The organism is Tardiphaga sp. (genome assembly GCF_041424195.1).
Classification (GTDB): Bacteria; Pseudomonadota; Alphaproteobacteria; order Rhizobiales; family Xanthobacteraceae; genus Tardiphaga.
Map to the genome: position 1 here is coordinate 1 of NZ_JBGMOE010000019.1, position 20,275 is coordinate 20,275.

General features: G+C 62.4%; 15 protein-coding genes and 4 pseudogenes. 15 read left to right on the top strand and 4 right to left on the bottom strand.

The genetic code is table 11. From position 1 onward, the window contains the following. The first annotated feature begins 130 nt into the window (after positions 1–130). Together ACEK02_RS02565 and ACEK02_RS02570 are read left to right on the top strand one after the other, a co-directional pair. Positions 131–763: a response regulator transcription factor gene (locus ACEK02_RS02565; RefSeq protein WP_371420239.1), complete on the top strand. Its 633-nt coding sequence runs from the start codon at positions 131–133 to the stop codon at positions 761–763. A gap of 349 nt (positions 764–1,112) precedes the next feature. Continuing rightward, positions 1,113–1,283, top strand: a pseudogene (locus tag ACEK02_RS02570) (IS630 family transposase); the annotation flags it as partial. Positions 1,284–1,369: 86 nt separating this feature from the next. Here ACEK02_RS02570 and ACEK02_RS02575 read toward each other — a convergent pair. Beyond that, positions 1,370–1,534: pseudogene (locus ACEK02_RS02575) on the bottom strand (Tn3 family transposase); the annotation flags it as partial. Here ACEK02_RS02575 and ACEK02_RS02580 point away from each other — a divergent pair. Both ACEK02_RS02580 and ACEK02_RS02585 read left to right on the top strand, forming a co-directional pair. Further along, positions 1,529–1,684 (top strand): annotated as a pseudogene (locus ACEK02_RS02580) (transporter); the annotation flags it as partial. The pseudogenes ACEK02_RS02575 and ACEK02_RS02580 overlap by 6 nt on opposite strands. Then, on the top strand, positions 1,681–1,827 hold the full coding sequence (locus ACEK02_RS02585; RefSeq protein ID WP_371420240.1) for a hypothetical protein: 147 nt from the start codon (positions 1,681–1,683) through the stop codon (positions 1,825–1,827). The pseudogene ACEK02_RS02580 and the gene ACEK02_RS02585, both read left to right, overlap by 4 nt. Before the next feature lie 14 nt (positions 1,828–1,841). Here ACEK02_RS02585 and ACEK02_RS02590 read toward each other — a convergent pair whose 3' ends face one another. Next, positions 1,842–2,402, bottom strand: a complete 561-nt coding sequence (locus ACEK02_RS02590) for a recombinase family protein (protein WP_371420253.1) — start codon at positions 2,400–2,402, stop codon at positions 1,842–1,844. Between the two features lie 179 nt (positions 2,403–2,581). On the opposite strand from ACEK02_RS02590, the gene ACEK02_RS02595 reads away from it, so the two are divergent. After that, a complete protein-coding gene (locus tag ACEK02_RS02595; protein WP_371420241.1) occupies positions 2,582–5,551 on the top strand; it encodes a Tn3 family transposase in 2,970 nt (989 codons plus the stop codon). 265 nt (positions 5,552–5,816) lie between these two features. Here the strand turns inward: ACEK02_RS02595 and ACEK02_RS02600 are convergent, their stop codons facing one another. Both ACEK02_RS02600 and ACEK02_RS02605 read right to left on the bottom strand, forming a co-directional pair. Further along, positions 5,817–6,110: a type II toxin-antitoxin system RelE/ParE family toxin gene (locus tag ACEK02_RS02600; protein WP_371420242.1), complete on the bottom strand. Its 294-nt coding sequence runs from the start codon at positions 6,108–6,110 to the stop codon at positions 5,817–5,819. Further along, on the bottom strand, positions 6,098–6,376 hold the full coding sequence (locus ACEK02_RS02605) for a CopG family ribbon-helix-helix protein (protein WP_371420243.1): 279 nt from the start codon (positions 6,374–6,376) through the stop codon (positions 6,098–6,100). The genes ACEK02_RS02600 and ACEK02_RS02605 overlap by 13 nt, the downstream gene beginning before the upstream one ends. A gap of 116 nt (positions 6,377–6,492) precedes the next feature. Here ACEK02_RS02605 and ACEK02_RS02610 point away from each other — a divergent pair, with 116 nt between their 5' ends. From ACEK02_RS02610 to ACEK02_RS02655, 10 genes and pseudogenes are all read left to right on the top strand, one after another. After that, entirely contained in the window at positions 6,493–6,696 is a 204-nt protein-coding gene (locus tag ACEK02_RS02610) for a hypothetical protein (RefSeq protein ID WP_371420244.1), read from the top strand. Positions 6,697–6,788: 92 nt separating this feature from the next. Further along, the gene (locus ACEK02_RS02615) at positions 6,789–6,932 is read left to right on the top strand and encodes a hypothetical protein (RefSeq protein WP_371420245.1); all 144 of its coding nucleotides are present in this window, start codon (positions 6,789–6,791) and stop codon (positions 6,930–6,932) included. A gap of 476 nt (positions 6,933–7,408) precedes the next feature. Further along, positions 7,409–9,835, top strand: a complete 2,427-nt coding sequence (locus tag ACEK02_RS02620; protein WP_371420246.1) for a glycosyltransferase family 4 protein — start codon at positions 7,409–7,411, stop codon at positions 9,833–9,835. A 484-nt stretch (positions 9,836–10,319) separates the two neighbouring features. Beyond that, on the top strand, positions 10,320–11,162 hold the full coding sequence (locus ACEK02_RS02625) for a class I mannose-6-phosphate isomerase (protein WP_371420247.1): 843 nt from the start codon (positions 10,320–10,322) through the stop codon (positions 11,160–11,162). 236 nt (positions 11,163–11,398) lie between these two features. After that, positions 11,399–13,495: a transketolase gene (gene tkt / locus ACEK02_RS02630; RefSeq protein WP_371420248.1), complete on the top strand. Its 2,097-nt coding sequence runs from the start codon at positions 11,399–11,401 to the stop codon at positions 13,493–13,495. Beyond that, entirely contained in the window at positions 13,492–16,299 is a 2,808-nt protein-coding gene (locus tag ACEK02_RS02635; protein ID WP_371420249.1) for a bifunctional transaldolase/phosoglucose isomerase, read from the top strand. The genes tkt and ACEK02_RS02635 overlap by 4 nt, the downstream gene beginning before the upstream one ends. A gap of 11 nt (positions 16,300–16,310) precedes the next feature. Further along, positions 16,311–17,294 (top strand): phosphogluconate dehydrogenase (NAD(+)-dependent, decarboxylating), encoded by a 984-nt coding sequence (gene gnd, locus ACEK02_RS02640; RefSeq protein WP_371420250.1) that lies wholly within the window; start codon positions 16,311–16,313, stop codon positions 17,292–17,294. Beyond that, positions 17,291–18,724 carry a glucose-6-phosphate dehydrogenase gene (gene zwf, locus ACEK02_RS02645; protein WP_371420251.1) on the top strand — a complete coding sequence of 478 codons (1,434 nt, stop codon included), beginning with the start codon at positions 17,291–17,293 and terminating at the stop codon, positions 18,722–18,724. The genes gnd and zwf overlap by 4 nt, the downstream gene beginning before the upstream one ends. Continuing rightward, the gene (locus tag ACEK02_RS02650) at positions 18,721–19,536 is read left to right on the top strand and encodes a Cof-type HAD-IIB family hydrolase (RefSeq protein WP_371420252.1); all 816 of its coding nucleotides are present in this window, start codon (positions 18,721–18,723) and stop codon (positions 19,534–19,536) included. Before zwf ends, ACEK02_RS02650 begins: the two co-directional genes overlap by 4 nt. A gap of 271 nt (positions 19,537–19,807) precedes the next feature. Continuing rightward, positions 19,808–20,275, top strand: a pseudogene (locus ACEK02_RS02655) (HAD family hydrolase); the annotation flags it as partial.

Sequence of the window (20,275 nt, forward strand, 5' to 3'; positions counted from 1 at the left end):
CAACTGGCCCCATTTTAAACCGGTGCCTGGCCCGTTTTTATCCCGGTGTTGACAGGACAATCGTCGCAGCGCATAGCGGCGGAACGACCGTTTTTCTCGAGCCGGGGAATGAACCTCGCGGAGACGATGGATGATAAGGCGACTGATCCATCTCGTCGATGACGAGGCAGCGATCCGCCGATCGGCCGGGTTCATGCTCGAGATCGCGGGGTTCACGGTCAAATCCTACCCGTCGGGTATTGCGTTCCTGGAAACAATCTGCGCGACGCACATCCAAGCTGGATGCATCCTGCTCGATATCCGCATGCCGGACATGGACGGACTGGAAGTACAAGCGGTACTTGCCGAGCGCGGCATTACCTTGCCAATAATTGTCCTGACTGGACATGGCGACGTCTCGGTCGCAGCGAAAGCGATGCGGGCGGGAGCGGTGGATTTTCTCGAAAAACCTTTCAAGAAGACGGCGCTGTTGGCGGCTATCGGAGAGGGGTTTGCAAGAGCCGACAATATCCCTAGCCGCTCGGCTTGTTCGTTCGAACTGCAGGCAAGAATCGCTGCGTTGTCCGCGCGTGAACGCCATGTCCTGCTCAGTCTGACAGCAGGCCTGACCAACCAGGTCATCGCAGACAACCTCGGTATTTCCGCAGGAGGCGCAGAATTGCTCCGCGCCAATCTCATGACCAAACTCGAAGTCAGCAGCCTGTCCGATCTCCTAAGGATCGTCTTCACAAGCGGGCTTGGCGATTGCCTTCCTGAAGGCTGAAAGCAGCCCTGGCATGCTCAGCGTAGTCATCCCGTCGCGGACCGCTCCGGCCGCGACGACATCGACGCGGTCATCAGTCGAAGTGCAGTCAATGCCGCGAGATAGGCAATAGTCGATTCCGCGCCCTGATTGGCGTTGCGGCGATCAGGATGAAGACCGTCAAAGCAAGCTCCACGTTCAATGTCCACGACAGGGACGCCCAGATCGTTCTGGCCGGACGATCTCGGCAGTTCGATTGGAGAGCTAGTCTTCTATGCCGCGAGCGGCTGTGGGGGGCTGGCGGACCAGCGGAACTCCTCTCCGGAGGTCCACATCGCATGGAACACGACCGCGAGTTTCCGCGCAACAGCCACCCTACAGCCCGGACTTCAAGGCGTTCTCCCGGCTGAAGGCAATGCTGCGCAAAGCAGGCGAGCGCACCGTCAGCGGACTTTGGGGCCTGATCGGTAAACTCGTCGATATCTTCCAGCCCAACGAATGCGCCAATTACTTCAAATCGTGCGGGTATGAACCGGAATGAGTGGAAGCCGCTCTAAGGGCGAACGGATGCCGAACATCACGCGGCGAGCAGGGAACTGACGGCACGAAGCGGTCGCAGGGCATCCGGGTCGGGGCGATCACCCGGCTTGCAGAGGAGCCATATCGATCCGATACTTGTGTGTAGAAGGCGACACTCGGTTCGTTGCCGCTGCGCGCGTTGATGTCGCCGATCGCGGCGCCGCGCCCGCCTGCATCAAATTGTTGTCCGTCGCTCGACGAGATGGTGCCGTCTTCCTGAGCTTCGGCCTCATGGCGCTACTCTACCTCGTCACCGAAGAACTGCTGGTCGAAGCCCACGGGCGGCCGGACAGCCCGCTTATCAACGCCATGTTCTTCGTCGACTTCCTCGGCCTCCTGATCTTGGAGGAACTGATGCCATGACCACGGGCAGGACGCGCTCGCGTCGACCGCCGACTTGGTGGGAGGCGATGGTGCCCGCCGGCGTCTGGCTGCTTGCCACGCATTGGGCGCTGGTCGGCGTCACCTCAAGCTTTGTGCGCCAGACAACGATTTGGCGGACATAGTGAGAACGTAGGCGTCATGCGGCTGCGCGGAGATACTGGTAGAGGGTTTCGCGACTGATCCCCAAGTCGCGGGCGATGGTGGCCTTTTGCTCGCCGGCGACGACGCGGCGATGCAGCTCAGCGACCATTTCATCGGAGAGGGAGCGTTTCCGCCCACGGTAGGCGCCGCGTTGCTTGGCGACGGCAATGCCTTCGCGTTGCCGTTCCCGGATCAGGGCGCGCTCGAATTCCGCGAATGCACCCATGACCGAGAGCATCAGATTGGCCATTGGGGAATCCTCACCCGAGAAGGTCAGGCTTTCCTTCACGAACTCGATCCGGATGCCCCTTTTGGTGAGGGACTGAACCAGCTTGCGCAAGTCGTCGAGATTGCGCGCCAGTCGATCCATGCTGTGGACCACTACGGTGTCGCCCTCGCGGGCGAAGGTGAGCATGGCGTCGAGCTGGGGCCGGTTGACGTCCTTGCCCGATGCCTTGTCGGTGAAAATCCGGTCGAGCGACTGCCCTTCCAACTGGCGATCGACATTCTGATCGAATGTGCTCACCCGCACGTAACCGATCCTTTGGCCTTTCATCACCACCCCCCCTTTTTTTGCGATTTTGTCAGGTTGAAATCTATGACACGGCGCGACATACGTCAACAAACTCGTAACAGAACCCTATCCTGACAGAACTTGGCAGGCTACCCTGACGTCCGGTTAGGCTATACTCCAGATTGACGCTACCTTGCCGTCCTCGACTCGATGGAGGCAGGATGGCGCGGCGGCGATTATTGACCGGGGAAGAACGGCGGCGTTTGTTCGATGCGCCCCATGATGAAACCGCGATCGTCGGCCACTACACCCTTGCCTCTGAGGATCTCGACCTGATCGGCCGCCGCTATCGGCCCGCCAACCGTCTCGGCCTGGCCACACAGATCGCCTTGATGCGGCATCCCGGCTTCGGCTTGCAGCCCGACATTGGCGTGTCCGATGCGATCCTTCATTACCTCGCCGCTCAGATTGTCGTCGATGCGGATGTTTTCGCCGACTATGGTCAGCGCGCCCAGACGCGCAACGATCATGCTGACATTGCGGCACGCCATCTGGGGCTGCGTGCCTTCCGGCGAGGCGATATACCGCTCGCACTCGATCTCGCCGCGAAAGCTGCCGAGCGGACCGATCGGGGCGAACCCATTGTCCGCGCGTTGATGGATGGATTGAAGCAGGAACGCTTCATTCTGCCTTCGGCCGACACGCTCGAACGTGCGGGGCTCGCCGGCAGGGCACGCGCGCGCAAAGCCGCGGCGGCGATTATCGTCGAAAGCCTGGGCCATGCCGAACTGACACGGATCGACGATCTGATCAACAACAACAATGACTTCGGCATGACGCCGCTGGCCTGGCTGCGCAATTTCGAGGAAGCGCCGACAACGGCGAACATCAACGGTCTGCTGGAACGGCTGCGCTATGTGCGCGGGATCGGCATTGACCCGGCGATCGGCACCAGAATCCCTGATTTTCGGTTCGCCCAATTCATGCGCGAAGGGCGCGCAGCGCCGGCGTTTCTGCTCTCCGACTATAGCCTCAACAGGCGCCGCGCGACGCTGGTCGCAGCGGTCATCGACCTCGATGCCAAGCTCGCCGACAACGCGATCCAGATGTTCGACCGGCTTGTCGGGAGCCTGTTCACGCGCGCGCGGCGCGGTCGTGAACGGCGCTATCAGGACAGCATCCGCTCGGTTGGCGAACTCATGCGAATGTTCGGCGCGACGATCGCCGCGCTGGGAGAAGCGGTCGAACATGGTGGCGATCCGCTGGAACTGATCGACGAAGCGGTAGGCTGGCACAGACTGGTCGCGGCCAAGACGCAGGTCGATGCGCTGGCCGATCTGGCGGGGGAAGATGCCCTTGTCGCGGCGACGGGACGCTATGCGACGTTGCGGCGGTTCAGCCCCGCTTTCCTCGACGCATTCACGTTCAAGGCATCGGGAAGTGGATCGCAACTGGTCAAGGCCATCGACATCATCCGCGATTCCAATGCGCGCAAGTCACGCAACCTGCCCGAGGGCGTTCCCCTGCCATTCGCCAACCGGCAGTGGAAGCGCCTCATCACCGAGGGCGGCCAGGTCGATCGCCGGCGTTACGAGACGGCCATCATGGCCACGCTGCGCGATCGGTTGCGCGCCGGTGACATATGGGTCGAAGGAACCCGCAATTATCGCCGCTTCGATACCTATCTGCTGAGCCGGCGGGAGGCTGGGAAGGTGGCCGACACCCTCCCATTCCAGACCAATGCGGCCGCCTACCTGGAGGAGCGGGCCAGGACGCTGGACTGGCGGCTGCGCCGTTTCGCCAAGCAGCTCAAGGCAAACAGGCTCACGGGCGTGTCGCTCGAACGCGACCGGCTCAAGTTGCAACCTATGCCGGCGATCACGCCACCCGAGGCGGAAGCTCTCGACCGCAGGCTCGACACCTTGCTTCCGCGCGTGCGGATCACCGAACTGCTGGTCGAGGTGGCCGAGCCCACCGGATTCCTGAGTGCGTTCCGTGATCTTCGTTCCGGCAAGGAGCATGAGAACCCGCATGCGATCCTTGCCGCCATTCTGGCCGATGGATCGAATCTGGGCCTGGAACGGATGGCCAATGCCAGTGACGTGGTGAGCTACGCTCAGCTTGCCTGGACGCACAACTGGTATCTGTCGCCCGAAAACTATCAAGCCGCGTTGGGCATGATCGTTGCCGCGCACCATGATCTGCCGTTCACGCGCCATTGGGGCGCCGGCAACAGCTCATCCTCTGATGGGCAGTTCTTCCGTTCAGGTCGCAGCCGATCGGCGGCAGCCGACATCAATCCAAAATATGGCGGCGAGCCAGGCCTGAAGATCTACTCCCACCTGTCCGATCATTTTGCCTCGTTCGGATCGCGGATCATGTCGGCCACCGCCGGCGAGGCCCCCTACGTGCTGGATGGCCTGATGCTCGGCGCCGGCGCGCTACCGCTGCATGAGCATTACACTGATACCGGCGGCGCGACGGACCATGTCTTTGCCCTTTGCCATCTTCTCGGCTTCCGGTTCGTGCCCCGTCTGCGCGACATCGCCGACCGGAAACTCGGCTCGATCGCCGCGCCCTCGACCTACAAGGGCATCGAAGGCCTCATGGGACGCACGATCAAGACCGCCGCGATCGAAGCCGATTGGGACGATATCGTCAGGATCGTCGCCTCCATCAAGGAGGGAGCCGTCGCGCCCTCCGCAATCCTGCGCAAGCTCGCCGCCTACAAGCGTCAGAACAGACTGGATTTTGCGCTGGCCGAACTCGGCCGCATCGAACGCACGCTGTTCACGCTCGACTGGCTCGAGCAGCCCGACCTGCGTCGGGCCTGCCAAGCCGGTCTCAACAAGGGCGAAGCCCGTCATACCCTCGCCGCCGCGATCTACACCAACCGGCAGGGGCGGTTCACCGACCGCTCGATTGAGAATCAGGAATATCGGGCATCGGGCCTGAACCTGATGATCGCAGCGATATCCTATTGGAACACGCTCTATATGGACAGGGCCGCCCAGCACATCAGAGCATCCGGTGGCACCTTCGACGATGCGCTCCTCGCCCACCTTTCCCCCATGGGCTGGGCGCATATCAGCTTGACGGGTGACTATCTCTGGCAGCGGGCAAACCGGCTCTCCCCCGGCGAGTTCCGCACACTCAACGATCCCATGGCCCGCCTCAAGCTCGTAGCATAGCCGGTGTTCTCATTATGTCCGCCAAATCGTTGTCTGGCGCACAAACCTTGAGGTGATGCCGGTCGGCGCGCGAACCTTACTGTGGCCTGGGCTTTGTTGGCGCTGGGCCCTGCAGCAGTTCGTCCCAATGGGCCGCGGCATGCCCGATGGCGACTGGATCGCCGGTCACGCCGGCCAGCAACGGCCCGGCTTCCTGGCCTGGCAGCAGATGTAGGCGCCGGTCTTTCAGATCGCGACGAGGTGGAGCGCGTGCTGATCTAGCCGGCTACTGACAGCCGGCTTCCTTTTGGTGGCGAACGGCCAGCAATGCGACCGTGTCGCCGTCGAGACGATACAGGACGACATAGCCGCTGTTTCCGAAGTCGATGAGCTTCTCCCGATATTCGGGGTCCATATCTTCCGCTGGACGACCGATATGCGGGGTTGCCGCCAGAATCCTGACCCCGGCCCGGATCGCCGCGACCGCGCGCTTCGCTGCGTCGGCGTCCTTGGGCAATAGCCAGCGATGGAGCCGGTCAACATTGTCCAGCGCGTTCGGCGTCCAGATCAGACGTGGCACTTAGGCGGCTCCGCATCCTCGCCCGCTTCGAGCTTCGCCAACCAAGTGTCGGCTTCCTCGAGCGTCGCATGCAAGCCGGTCTGCTGATATTCTTCCCATGCCCGTATGGCGTCCTGCTTGAACGCCTCACGCTTCTCCTCGCGCTCGACATACTGCGCAATGGCTTCGCGCATGATCCAATGTGAGCTGCGCCGGCGCGCGTCGGCCAAGTGCTGCACACGCCCTTTCAGGGTGTCGTCCAGCTTGATAGATGTTGCCGCCGCCATTGTGCGACCTCCATAGCAAAAGGTATTACCTTGCGCTACCATAGCCTTTCCTAGCTTGGCCGTCCATCCCTTCGGTATCGTGGCTCGAAAAGCCGATCGAAACGAAAAGCGACCCTGTGAAGAAGAAAGACGCTGATACCGTCCGCTTTCAGCTCGTCCCGGCGGACCTGCCGCCGCTGACCGAGACCCAGAGAGTCGAACTGGACGCCCTGCAGGCGATGCCGGATAGCGACATCAACTATAGCTACGCCCCGGCTCTGTCGGACGTTTTCTGGCAAAGCGCGCAGCGCGGCCGCTTCTGCAAGCCGATCAAGCAATAGATGACTGCACGGTTGGACACCGCGTAATTGATTAAGCCACCCCCCTCGATGGTACGAAGTCGCCTTGGCGCTTCAATGCAGGAGGGTGACCGATGACGATCGGCTCGGATTCTGAAGCGATGAACGGCCATCCCATTCCGCGACGACTGCAACTGCTGGGTGGCACGGCGTGCGTGATCATAGTCGCGGTCGACATCATGACCACCGTATCGTGGGTCGCGCCAATGATGCTGTAACGGATGAGCGCAGCACGAAATTGAACTTTGGCGCCCGCGGATCAATTTAGGCTCGGGAGCGGCATTTTTCTCGTGCGGGTGAAAGGCGTATCGCTGTCGGCCCAAATGAAGCGCGGCGGGCTTCGATGCGACATCCGAAGGCATCTTTCGCAGAACAGCGGAACATTACGTAAGGCCACGCACGCAGCCTAGCCATAAATTGGAAGAATGCAGGTTCATCGCCCAAATTACCGCACAACCGCTACCGCCGAAGGCCAGCTTGAATGCGCCCGGCATTCAAGCTGTTTAGGCCGTGCGGGCAATTTAAAGGGCCTTGACTCTGGACCGTGGTCCAAACCCGACAATGTGGTCGGATGCACGAAACGCGCTCCTCCAACACCGCCTTGCGGCCTTGGCGCGATCGAGAGGGGAGCAGCGGGCGGGCCTCAGGTCGGCGCAAGCCCATCCCAGACACACTTTCCTATTCGAGGTTGCCCATGAACCACTCTGTGACCATACCCCCGCTCAAGCGTATCGCCATGGTGGGAACGTGCGTTCCAAGGCAGTGTGGAATAGCCACCTTCACCGACGATCTGCAGCGGGCGTTGACGAACTACAATCCCGGCCTTTCTTCCATCACGATCGCGCTGACGGATAACGTCAGCAGCTACGCCTATCCGCCTTGCGTTGCCCTCGAGATCCAGCAGGACTCGCCTGCGTCCTATGCGGTTGCAGCCGATTTCCTGAACGTGACAGATGTCGACATCGTCGTCCTTCAGCATGAATTCGGCATCTTTGGAGGCGAGGCTGGTGAACATGTCCTTGGCCTCCTCCGCGACCTCAACGCTCCGGTCATCTCGACGCTACATACCGTACTGGCAAACCCCGACGCCGCGCAGCGGCGCGTCATGGACGGGATCATCCGGCATTCAGCCCGCCTCGTGGTAATGGCGGAGAAAGGACGGCGCATTCTGCAAGACGTCTATGGGGTGTCGGCCGAGCACATCGCCGTGATCCCCCATGGCGTTCCGGACCGGGCCTTTATCGATCCGGCAATGGCAAAGCACAATCTGGGTCTTGCAGACCGGGTTTTACTGATGACCTTTGGTCTGCTCGGGCCGGGTAAAGGTATCGAGACGGCAATCCGTGCCGTGCCAGCCCTCGTTGGCGAGCATCCCAATCTGCTCTATATGATCGTCGGCGCAACGCACCCCAACCTTGTTCAAAATGAGGGCGAACGCTATCGCGATAGCCTCGTCGCACTCGCAGCCGAACTCGGCGTGAGCGAGAATATTTGCTTTGTCGACCGATATCTCTCGCTGGATGAACTGCTCGACCATTTGGCGGCATGCGATATCTACCTATCGCCGTACCCGAACGAAGCGCAGATCGTTTCAGGCACGTTGGCGTACGCCGTTGCACTGGGCAAAGCGGTCGTCTCGACGCCCTTTTGGTATGCGCAGGAATTGCTTGCCGATAATTGCGGTGTGCTCATACCGTTCGCAGATCCCGCCGCGCTGGGAATGGCCGTTGCGCGATTGATCGAAGACGACACGTCGCGCAGCGAAATCCGCACCCGCGCCTACGAGCGCGGTCGAGCGATGATCTGGTCAAGCGTGGCGAAGCAATATCTGGACGTCTTCTCAGACGTTCGATTCGAAAGACGCTCCAGCGAACAGCGGGACACGCATCTTATCAGCGGCGAGCCTTGGAACAGCGCTCTTCCGCCGATCGCGACGGGCCATCTCGCCGCTCTTACCGACATGGTCGGTATCACCCAACATACCAAATTCGCGGTTCCAGATCGCAGGCACGGATACTGTCTGGATGACAACGCGCGCGCGCTGCTGCTGCTCTCTGAGCTCTCGACGCTCCGTACTCTCACTCCACAGGAAGAGGCACTTGCGTTGACCTATGCCGCATTCGTTGAGCATGCATGGTCGGCGAGCGATAATCGAGTGCACAATTTCATGGGTTTCGACCGCACCTGGCTCGACGACGCGAGAGCCGACGACGCACATGGTCGCACGGTCTGGGCGCTGGGCGCAGTCGCACGGCAAAAGGACGACCGCTCCCTGGACGGCTGGGCCGCCGCGCGATTGCTGGAGATGGCGCCCCCGCTTATAACGCTGACATCGCCGCGTGCCTGGGCTTACGGGCTGCTTGGTATTTCAAAACTTCTCAAGCGTTTCCCAGGCCATCGCAACCTTGAGCAGCTAAGGGGTGAACTGTCGGATCGTTTGTTCCAGCGTTTTTCTGACGCAGCTGAGCCCGACTGGGTCTGGTTTGAAGACAGACTCGGCTACGACAATGCCAGATTGTGCGAGGCTCTCATCGAAAGCGGCCATGACACCGGCAAGCGGTCTCACCTTGATGCAGGGCTCGATACGCTACGGTGGCTGATGAAGCTGCAGACGGCCGAAGCGGGACATTTTCGGCCGATCGGAACCGAAACTTTTGGGGCCGATCGACGTCAACCGCAACCATTCGACCAACAGCCCCTGGAAGCTTGCGCAGCTGTCAGTGCATGCCTTGCCGCGGCGCACGCGACGGGCGACACTTGGTGGCGGCGCGAAGCGCGCCGGGCCTTCACCTGGTTTCTCGGGGAGAACGACCTTGGCATCCCCGTTGTAGACGTCAAAAGAGGCGCCTGCTTCGATGGTCTTCATCCAGATCGGCGCAATGCCAACCAGGGCGCGGAATCGACACTAGCCTATCTTTCTGCGCTGACCGCGATCTCCGGCGCAGCCGAGCAGTATCCCTCGCTGCGCCTCGCAGAGCGCTCGAGCGATGTCGTCAAGGTCGGTTGCCTACTTGACGAACGCCCTAACGGTTCGCCCGCGTGTTGCACGAGTTCCTGCCGTCGGGGACCGCAGGGGGGCTGCGACGCGCACCAACCGCCGCTTCTAGCCGTTCGCCCATGACCTCCTTGTTCCGAACGGCGATGGCGACAAAATGAAAGGCCTCCGATGATGTTTGCTAAACTTCTGCAACTCGCTGCCGACAAAAAGCAGATTGTCGGTATGTGCGTCCATCCTCCGGGACCTTCCGGCTATTGTGTGGAAATATGGACCGGTCCCAGCATGGGTGAGCGTTCAGAATGGTACGAACGATTCCCGTGCAGCGTGCCGCAGATGGAAGCGCTTGATCGCGTCGCCGAAATCGCCGAGCATAATTTGGCGCTGTTATGGCACCGGAGGGCAAATTCGAGAGCAATTTGCCAGACGACACCACTCCGTGACCGGATTGAGCCCGAAATGCGCCACACCGCTACCGGGCCGGACGGGCAACGCGCGGATTCGCTCGTCCTCCAAAGGGAGACTGTCCGGAACCCTGCGACTGCTCAATGATGCGCGAAGTACATCGCACTGCCTGACGGTTGCCACCACAGGTCGAAGGAACCCGCCCATGCCCGCCATCCGCCTCACCAGCAAGCGAGTCGAGAAACCCTGGGGGCGGACCAACTTGTGGCCGGGCTTCGGCAGCGTGGCGCCAGGCGGTGACCCCGTCGGCGAGATCTGGTTCGAAGCACCCGGCGATCCCGAGCTTCTTATAAAATACCTTTTTACTAGCGAGAGGTTGTCGATCCAGGTTCACCCTGACGATGCGGCGGCGCAGGCGCAAGGCTTTCGGCGCGGCAAGGACGAGGCGTGGGTGATACTCGCCGCAGAGCCGCGCGCGACCATCGCGATTGGGACGGTCATTCCAATGACCCAGGACGAACTCCGCCGTGCCGCGCTTGACGGCACGATCGAGGATCTCGTTGACTGGAAGGCGGTCAAGGCGGGAGATGTCTACTATTCGCCCGCGCGGACTGTCCATGCAATCGGACCGGGACTGACGCTGGTCGAGGTGCAGCAAAATGTCGACCTGACATATCGCCTCTACGACTATGGACGCGCGCGAGAGCTGCATCTCGACGACGGCATCGCGGTGAGCAATCCCGTGCCGTATATCCCACCGTATCTGGCCAAGGAGGTCGCGCCAGGTCGCACCATCCTGGCCGACAGCGCCGCCTTCGTGCTTGAGCGTTGGAAGCGCTCGGGCGAGGCGATGCTCATCAGCGACGGCAGGCCGATCTGGCTAGTGCCCCTTGAAGGCGGCGGTGCGATCGACGGCGGCAGCTTTGAGGCAGGCGGAGTATGGCTCGCGCAGGGCGAGACCGTGCTCCGCCTGGATCCGGACACCGAGCTGATCGTCGCCTATCCCGGAATGGGCGTGCTAAACCGACTTTGGGACCCAGTCGTTTGATGGCCGCCCTTGGCACGAAAATGCCGCTGGGAGTGCGGGCTCAAACGATGGCCGCTGTCCCGCGGCAGTTCTTCGCAATGAAATTCCGGCACCAAACTTCTCGGCCTCCCCCAGATGCCACCCGCTATGGGACCAATACGTAAGGACGTCTGTCCTCAGTTGCGTCATTCCTCGTCCAAGCAATCTAAGATTCAACGAGGCTTCTGGCGGCATGCGCCCAATTAAGGACCCTGAGGATGCCTATAATCACCAAAACGGGCTCGACTCAGCCGGCACAACAGGACGAAGCACTCGAAAAGCTCGCGATAGACACCATCCGCACACTGGCGATGGATGCAGTGCAGAAGGCCAATTCGGGCCATCCGGGCACTCCGATGGCGATGGCGCCGGTGGCCTACACGCTGTGGCGGGACTTTATCCGCACCGATCCGGACACGCCTGACTGGCCGAACCGCGATCGCTTCGTTCTTTCGGCCGGCCATGCCTCGATGCTGCTCTATGCGGTGCTGCACCTGGCCGGAGTCAAGGAGATCGACCCTGACGGCAAGCCGACGGGCAAGCCCGCGGTCAGTCTCGACGACATCAAGCAGTTCCGCCAACTCGGCTCGAAGACCCCGGGTCACCCCGAGTATCGTATGACCACCGGCGTCGAGACGACTACCGGCCCGCTCGGTCAGGGGTGCGGCAATTCGGTTGGCATGGCGATTGCCGAGCGTGCGCTGGCCTCCCGCTTCAACCGCGACGGCTTCGAGCTGTTCGATCACGACATTTATGTGCTGTGCGGCGACGGTGACATGATGGAGGGTGTGTCGGGCGAGGCTGCGTCGGTCGCGGGACATCTCGCCCTGTCGAACCTCTGCTGGATCTACGACAGCAATCATATCTCGATCGAAGGCTCGACCGAGCTGACCTTCACCGAAGATGTCGGCGCGCGGTTCGAGGGCTATGGCTGGAATGTCATCCAGGTCGACGACGCCAACGATACCAAAGCCTTCGCCCGCTCGATCGAAGCCTTTCGCGCCACCGATGACCGGCCGACCTTCATCGTCGTCCATTCGGTGATCGGCTGGGGTAGCCCCAAAGCGGGCAGCGAGAAGGCGCACGGCGAGCCACTGGGCGAGGACAATGTTCGCGTCACTAAGAAGTCCTATGGCTGGCCTGAGGGCGCCAAGTTCCTCGTCCCAGACGGTGTGGCGGAAATGTTCAACGCCGCAGTCGCGGGACGCGGCGGGCCGGCGCGCGCAGCTTGGGAGGAAACCTTCGCCCGCTACCGCGAGACCTTTCCCTCTGAAGCCGCGGAGATGGACCTGCTGCGCCAGGGCAAGGTGCCGAGTGGCTGGCAGGTGGAAATCCCCACATTTCCTCCCGATGCCAATGGCCTCGCCTCGCGCGACAGTGGCGCCAAGGTGCTGAACGCAATCGCGCCGCACGTGCCGCTACTGATCGGCGGCGCGGCGGATCTCTCGCCCTCGACCAAGACGAACCTGACCTTTGAGGGCGCGGGTTCGTTTGGGCAGAACAACTATTCCGGTCGCAACATGCACTTCGGCGTGCGCGAGCACGCAATGGGATCGATCGCCAACGGCATGGCGCTATCCTACCTGCGCTCCTACACCGGCACCTTTCTGGTCTTCGCGGATTACATGCGCGCGCCGATCCGGCTGGCGGCGATCATGGAACTGCCGGTCGTGTTCGTGTTCACACATGACTCGATCGGCGTCGGCGAGGACGGGCCGACCCACCAGCCGATCGAGCATCTGGCCACGCTTCGCGCCATCCCCGCGCTTGACACGATCCGCCCGGGGGACGCCAACGAAGTGGCGGCGGCGTGGAAGGTGGCGCTCAGCCATACCCGCGAGCCGACCGCGCTGATCCTCTCGCGCCAGGCGATCGCGACGCTCGATCGAAGTAAATACGCATCCGCCGATGGGCTGGAGAAAGGCGGCTACATCCTTGGCGACCCAGAGCGCGGCGATCCCGAGATCATCCTGATCGGCACGGGCAGCGAGCTGCCGATGGTGGTGGCCGCGCACGAGAAGCTGGCTGCCGAAGGCGTCCGATCGCGCGTGGTCTCACTGCCGAGCTGGTACTTGTTTGAAAAGCAGGACGACGCCTATCGCGAGAGCGTGTTTCCCGATGCGGTGCGCGCGAGGATCGCCGTCGAGCAGGGCGGATCGATGGGCTGGGACCGCTATGTCGGGCCCGACGGCAGGACGATCACGATGAAGACCTTCGGAGCCTCGGCGCCGCTCGCAAAGCTCCAGGAGAAATTCGGGTTCACCATCGACAACATCTGCGCTGTTGCGCGCGACCTGATCGAGAAGAACAAATGACCAGCCGTCTCAAAGACCTTGGCGCTGCCGGACAGGCCGTGTGGCTAGACTTCGTCGACCGCAAACTGCTGAACGGCGGCGGGCTGCGCAGGCTGGTTGAGGAAGACGGTCTGACCGGCGTCACTTCTAACCCTTCAATCTTCGAGAAGGCGATGGGCCATGGCGACGCCTATGACGAAGGTTTCTACAACTTCCTCGGCAAGGCCGACGCGAGCATCACCGATACTTACGAGAGCCAGGCGATCGCCGACATCAAGGCCGCAGCAGCCGATCTGCGACCAGTGTATGACCGGCTCGGCGGCGCGGACGGGTATGTCAGCCTCGAAGTTTCGCCTTATCTTGCCAACGGGACCGAGGAGACGGTCGAGGAGGCGCGGCGGCTGTGGCAGGCGATGGCCGAGCCGAATCTGATGGTGAAGGTGCCCGGCACACGGGCCGGCACTCCTGCGATCCGCCGGCTGATCGAAGATGGGCTCAACATCAATGTGACATTGCTATTCTCGCTCGCCGCTTATCAGGCGGTGGCGGAAGCCTATATGGCCGGGCTCGAGGCGCGGGTGAGGAAGGGCGAAGCGATCGACCGGATCGCCAGCGTCGCCAGCTTCTTCGTCAGCCGCATCGATGCGCAGATCGACAAGACGATTGACGCACGCGTCAAGGAAGGCGACGCCGAGAGCGAGGCGCTGGCGGCGCTGCGCGGCAAGGTCGCGATCGCCAACGCCAAGCTCGCTTATGTCTGGTACCAGGATATGATTGCGAGCGACCGCTGGCAAGCGCTTGCCGCAATGGGCGCGATGCCGCAGCGGCTGCTGTGGGCTTCGACCGGGGTCAAGGACGCGGCCTATCCCGACACGCTCTACATCGATTCGCTGATCGGCCCCGACACCGTCAACACGATGCCGCCCAAGACGATGGATGCGTTCCGTGACCATGGCACACTACGCGAGACGCTGATCGAAAATGTGAATGAAGCGCGCCATGTGCTGGCTGAAACCGAGCGCCTCGGTCTTAAATTGGGCGACGTCACCACCGGGTTGGTCGAGGCGGGCGTGACGCTGTTCGCCGATGCGGCCGATGCACTGCTGGGCGCGGCTGCGGGCAAGCGCGCTGCGTTCCTTGGCCGCCGCCAGAATGGCATGGAAGTCGACCTCCCGGCGGCGCTGCAAGAGGCGGTCGACAAGCGCCTCGAAACCGCTCGCGCCGAGGCGTGGTCGCGTCGGCTGTGGAAGGGCGATGCCTCGCTCTGGACCGGCACGGACGAGGGCAAATGGCTCGGCTGGCTCGCCGCCGCCCGCGGTGAGCAGGTTGACGCGGACTCGCTCAAGATGCTCGGTGAAGAAGCCAAGCGCTTCAAGGACGTGGTCCTGCTCGGCATGGGAGGATCGAGCCTCGGCCCCGAGGTGATCGCGCGCATCCTGGGCAGCGCCGTAGGCAGCCCGACGCTCCACGTGCTCGACACCACCGATCCCGGCCAGATCGCGACGGTCGCGGCGGCGATCGATTCGGCGAACACGCTGTTCATAGTGTCCTCCAAATCGGGATCGACGATGGAGCCGGAGCTATTGCGCGCCTATTTCTATGAAGCGGCCGGCAAGGACGGCAGCCACTTCGTTGCGGTCACCGATCCTGGATCGAAACTGGAGCGGACCGCCAAAGCGGACGGCTTCGCGCGTGTCTTCGCAGGCGATCCCGCGATCGGCGGGCGCTATTCGGTGCTGTCGGCATTCGGCATGGTCCCCGCCGCCGCGATGGGCATCGACGTCCACGATTTCTATGAGAAGACCGCGCCGATGGTCTTCGCCTGCGGTGCGGATGCGCCGCCGGCGGCCAACCCGGGCGTGCGGCTCGGCGTGATCCTGGGCGAAGCAGCGCTCAGCGGGCGCGACAAGCTGACCATCTGTCTGTCCAAAGGACTCGAGCCGTTCGGTGCCTGGCTTGAGCAGTTGCTCGCTGAATCGACGGGCAAGAAAGGCAAGGGGATCATTCCGGTCGACCTCGAGCCGGCGGGACCGCCGGAGGTCTATGGGAGTGACCGCCTCTTCGTGCATCTCCACCTCGAAGGAGACGCGGATGACGCGCTGAACAGCAAGCTCGAGACGCTGACGCAGGCGGGCCATCCGCTCGTCCGGATCACCATTGGCTCTCGCGACCTGATCGGCCAGGAGTTCTTCCGCTGGGAAATCGCAACCGCCATCGCGGGTGCCGTGATTGGGGTAGATCCGTTCGACCAGCCGGACGTCGAGGATGCCAAGATCGCCACGCGCAAGCTCGTCGATGCTTATGAAGCCTCCACTGCACTGGAGCCCGAGATGCCGATCGCCGAGGATGCAGACTTGGCGATCTACACTGCCGGCGACAACGAATTTGGCTCGGCCGAACCGGCGGAACTGCTGCGGATGCACTTCGCCAGGCTGGTGCCCGGCCACTACGCCGGTTTCCTCGGATATATCGAGCGCGACGAGGCGAACGCAGCGGCAATCGCGGCGATGCGGGTGGCGGTACGTGATGCCAAGGCGGTGGCGACGGTCGCGGGTTTTGGGCCGCGTTTCCTTCACTCGACGGGCCAGGCCTATAAAGGTGGCCCGGCAAGCGGCGTATTCCTGACGATCACGCGCGATCCGGAACCCGATCTGGCGATCCCCGGCAGGAAGGCGAGCTTCAGCACCGTTCAGATCGCGCAGGCGCGCGGCGACATGGACGTGCTGGCCGCGCGCGGCCAACGCGTTCTGCGCGTCCACCTGAAGAAGGCCGGCGGCGGCATCGAAGCCTTGCGCGCGGCGGTCGTCACTGCAACCCAGAACTAAGGAACCAGCACATGCGTCTCGCGATGATCGGCCTCGGCAGGATGGGGGCCAATATTGCGCGCCGGTTGATGCGCGGCGGTCACGAGATCGTCGCCTTCGATCGGAACCCACCAGTGGTGGAAAGGCTGGTCGGCGAAGGCGCGACCGCCGCCACATCGCTTGAGGAGGTCGCCGACAAGCTGGAGAGCCCGCGAATTTTCTGGGTGATGCTACCGGCGGGGCCGCCGACGGAGGCCACGATCGAAACGCTGATGGGCTTGGCCGCCCCTGGTGACATCATCATCGACGGCGGCAACAGCTTCTACAAGGACGACATCCGCCGGGCGAAGCTGTGCGCGCAGAAGGGGCTCCACTATGTCGATGTGGGCACCTCTGGCGGCGTGTGGGGCCTCGAGCGCGGCTATTGCATGATGATCGGCGGCGATGCCTCGACTCTCGACAGCCTCGACCCCCTCTTTGAGGTGCTGGCGCCCGGCTATGGCACGATCCCGCGCACGCCGGACCGCGGCGACCCCAACGAGGACACCCGCGCAGAGAAGGGTTATATCCACACCGGTCCCGCAGGTTCGGGCCACTTCGTCAAAATGGTTCACAACGGCATCGAATATGGCCTGATGCAGGCCTATGCTGAGGGGTTCGACATCCTGAAGGGCAAGTCTTCCGACAAGCTGCCGGAAGACGAGCGCTTCGACCTAAACCTCACCGACATCGCCGAAGTCTGGCGGCGTGGTAGCGTCATTTCTTCCTGGCTGCTCGACCTGTCGGCGGCGGCACTCGCCAAGGACCAGATGCTGGAGCAATTCTCCGGCCAGGTCGCGGACTCCGGCGAAGGTCACTGGACGGTCGAGGCGGCAATGGAGGAGGCGGTCCCCGCCTATGTCCTCTCAGCAGCATTGTTCGCGCGCTACCGCAGCCGGGTCGACACGACCTTCGGCGACAAGCTGCTCTCGGCGATGCGGTTCGGCTTTGGCGGCCATGTCGAGATGCCCCAATGAGCGATGCTCCGGTGGCCCCCCCTGCTACCTTCGTTATCTTCGGCGCATTGGGGGACCTCACCCGCCGGTTGCTGGCGCCGGCGCTCGTCAACCTCGCCCAGGCCGGCTTGCTGGTTGATGACATGACGCTGCTCGGCGTCAGCCATCATGACAGCGACGACGAGCATCTTCGTGCGGCGCTTGACGAATTCGTGAAGGATGATGCCGACTGGCAGCGGCTTCGCAGCAATATCCGCTATTTGAAGGGCGATTTTGCCGATTCGGCCATGTTCCAGAGGCTCAGCAGCCAACTCACCGGCAACGCGGTCTTCTACCTCGCCACCGCGCCGGGCTTCTTCGGGAGTATCGTCGATCAACTCGGCGAAGGAGGGCTGCTCAACGAGACGGATGGCTTCCGCCGCGTCGTGATCGAAAAACCGTTCGGCACTGATCTCGCCTCCGCTCAAGCGCTTAACCATCGGATTCTCGCCCGCGCAGCGGAGCGGCAGATTTACCGGATCGATCATTTCCTCGGAAAGGAAACAGTCCAAAACATCATGATCACCCGGTTCGGGAACGCGCTACTCGAAGCCGTGTGGAACAGCCATTATATCGATCATGTCCAGATCACTGCCGCGGAGACGGTGACGGTGGGCAGTCGCGGCAAATTCTATGATGCGACCGGGGCGCTGCGCGACATGGTACCCAACCATCTGTTCCAACTGCTGGCGTTGATCGGTATGGAGCCGCCCAACAGCTTCGAGGCCGAGGCGATCCGGACCGAGAAGGCGAAGATCATCGCCGCCATCCGACCCCCGAAACCCGAGCATGCTGTGCGAGGTCGATACGAAGCGGGGACGATCGATGGCAAGCTAGTGGGGGCATATAGCCAGACACCTCAGGTTGATCCGGCTAGCAAGACAGAAACCTACGTCGCGCTCAAGCTGGCGATCGAGACGTGGCGGTGGTCGGGCGTGCCGTTCTATCTGCGCACCGGAAAGGCGCTCACCGCGCGCAACACCGAGATCGTCGTCCAGTTCCGCGACGTACCGTTGACGCTGTTCCGGGATTGCGAGGTCGAATGCGTGCCGCCGAACCGGCTCGTCTTACAGATCCAACCAGATGAGGGGATCAGCCTCGGGTTGGTGGCCAAAAAGCCTGGTCCGGTGGTCGAAACCGTGCCGATCAGCATAGACTTTCGTTATTCTGATCGCTTCGAAATCGGCCATCAGACCGGCTACGAGACCTTGCTGTACGACGTCCTGACCGGCGACCAGACCTTGTTCCAACGAGCCGATCAGATCGAAGGCGGATGGCGAGCGGTGCAGCCGATTCTCGATGCTTGGAGCAAGGACGGTGCTCCAGAGTCATATCCCGCCGGCAGCAACGGCCCGAATTCGGCAGAAGATCTTCTCACCAGCGATAGTCGCCAGTGGAACAAACTCGGATGAACGAGCGCATCCGCCTACTCGTTTCCGATATCGACGGTACGCTGGTTCGCCGCGACAAAAGCCTTTCCGAGAGCGTTATCTCAGCGGTCGGGCGCGTCAAGGCGGCCGGCATTGCAGTGAGCCTCATCAGCGCGCGCCCTCCGAGCGGCATGCTCTGGATCGCACAGCGGCTGGAGCTCTCAGGCGCCATCGGCGCCTTCAATGGTGGCACAGTCGTCCAGCCCGATGGGACTGTCGTCTCGGCCGCCCAACTCGATCCCGAATGCGCCGCGCGCACGCTCGCCCTGCTCGATCACCCAGCCGTCACGCCGTGGCTGTTCGCGGGCGGCCTCTGGTATGCCCGCGCAACCGAGGATGTGTATGTTCCACGCGAGCGCCGCGCGGCCAACATCGAACCGATCGTCAGGGGCGACTTCGGGGGATTGCTCGCCCATACCGACAAGATAGTCGGCGTCAGTGACGATCATGCACTGCTCGCGCGACTTGACAGCGAGATCACGGCAGCGCTTGGGCAGGACGCGACCGTCGGCCGTTCCCAGCCCTACTATCTCGACATCACCGCCCGCCGCGCCAACAAGGGCGATGGCATCGCCGCATTGGCCGCAGCGAGCGGAGTGTCGCTCGCCAATGTCGCCGTGCTTGGCGATGAGCACAATGACCTCCCGATGTTCGCGCGCGCGCGCCTCTCGATCGCGATGGGTCAGGCTCCCATAGCGGTCCGGTCTGCCGCAGACCGAGTGACTCTGTCGAACGAGGAGGACGGCGTTGCCCATGCAATAGATGCATTCATCCTGCCCCGGGCACCGCAATGAGCCAGCCATTGCTCGACGCGCTATCGAGGCTCGCATCGTGGCGGAGACGGTTCACAGAAAAATCGCACAGCGTCGGTCAAGCGAGCAACGACTGGATTCAGCTCGACATCATGGTAGGCGCGGCGAGCCCTTTTATGTTCTTGCGGGCCATCAATCATGACCACGATCCGCAACACGGCCGCTATGCTGGTCAAAATCTATCTCATGGATGTCGAACCCGATTGATCACTGCCTATCCGCCAAACGACAACATCATAAGTGGAAATTACCGATGAAACGACTTATCGCGTTCGATCTTGACGGCACTCTGGCGGAGAGCAAGCAGCCGATCGGCCAAGAAATGGCTGAATTGCTTACCGAACTGCTCGATCTCGTCAGCGTCGCGGTGATCTCCGGTGGCGACTGGCCGCAGTTCGAAACACAAGTCGTGTCGCGACTGCCCAGCAAAGCCAATCTCCGTCAACTGTTCATCCTGCCGACCACGGGCACCAAGCTCTTCCGCTTCGACGTTGCCTGGAAGCCGGTCTATGCTGATGTGTTCGGCCCCGATGAGCGCAAGCGCATTCTAGACGCGTTCGAACAGGCCCCGTGGGAGGCGGGCCTGCCTGACGAGAGGGCATGGGGCGAGCGGATCGAGGACCGCGGGAGCCAGATCACTTTCTCCGGACTCGGACAGGAGGCGCCACTCGACGCAAAGAAAGCGTGGGATCCCGACTTCGCCAAGCGCAAGGCACTGCAG

Coding starts and splice junctions, on each gene's coding strand:
- ACEK02_RS02595 (WP_371420241.1), top strand. CDS start 2,582: ATGGCGCGGCGGCGATTATTGACCGGGGAAGAACGGCGGCGTTTGTTC.
- ACEK02_RS02565 (WP_371420239.1), top strand. CDS start 131: ATGATAAGGCGACTGATCCATCTCGTCGATGACGAGGCAGCGATCCGC.
- ACEK02_RS02615 (WP_371420245.1), top strand. CDS start 6,789: ATGACGATCGGCTCGGATTCTGAAGCGATGAACGGCCATCCCATTCCG.
- ACEK02_RS02605 (WP_371420243.1), bottom strand. CDS start 6,376: ATGGCGGCGGCAACATCTATCAAGCTGGACGACACCCTGAAAGGGCGT.
- tkt (WP_371420248.1), top strand. CDS start 11,399: ATGCCTATAATCACCAAAACGGGCTCGACTCAGCCGGCACAACAGGAC.
- zwf (WP_371420251.1), top strand. CDS start 17,291: ATGAGCGATGCTCCGGTGGCCCCCCCTGCTACCTTCGTTATCTTCGGC.
- ACEK02_RS02620 (WP_371420246.1), top strand. CDS start 7,409: ATGAACCACTCTGTGACCATACCCCCGCTCAAGCGTATCGCCATGGTG.
- gnd (WP_371420250.1), top strand. CDS start 16,311: ATGCGTCTCGCGATGATCGGCCTCGGCAGGATGGGGGCCAATATTGCG.
- ACEK02_RS02590 (WP_371420253.1), bottom strand. CDS start 2,402: ATGAAAGGCCAAAGGATCGGTTACGTGCGGGTGAGCACATTCGATCAG.
- ACEK02_RS02585 (WP_371420240.1), top strand. CDS start 1,681: ATGACCACGGGCAGGACGCGCTCGCGTCGACCGCCGACTTGGTGGGAG.
- ACEK02_RS02625 (WP_371420247.1), top strand. CDS start 10,320: ATGCCCGCCATCCGCCTCACCAGCAAGCGAGTCGAGAAACCCTGGGGG.
- ACEK02_RS02650 (WP_371420252.1), top strand. CDS start 18,721: ATGAACGAGCGCATCCGCCTACTCGTTTCCGATATCGACGGTACGCTG.
- ACEK02_RS02635 (WP_371420249.1), top strand. CDS start 13,492: ATGACCAGCCGTCTCAAAGACCTTGGCGCTGCCGGACAGGCCGTGTGG.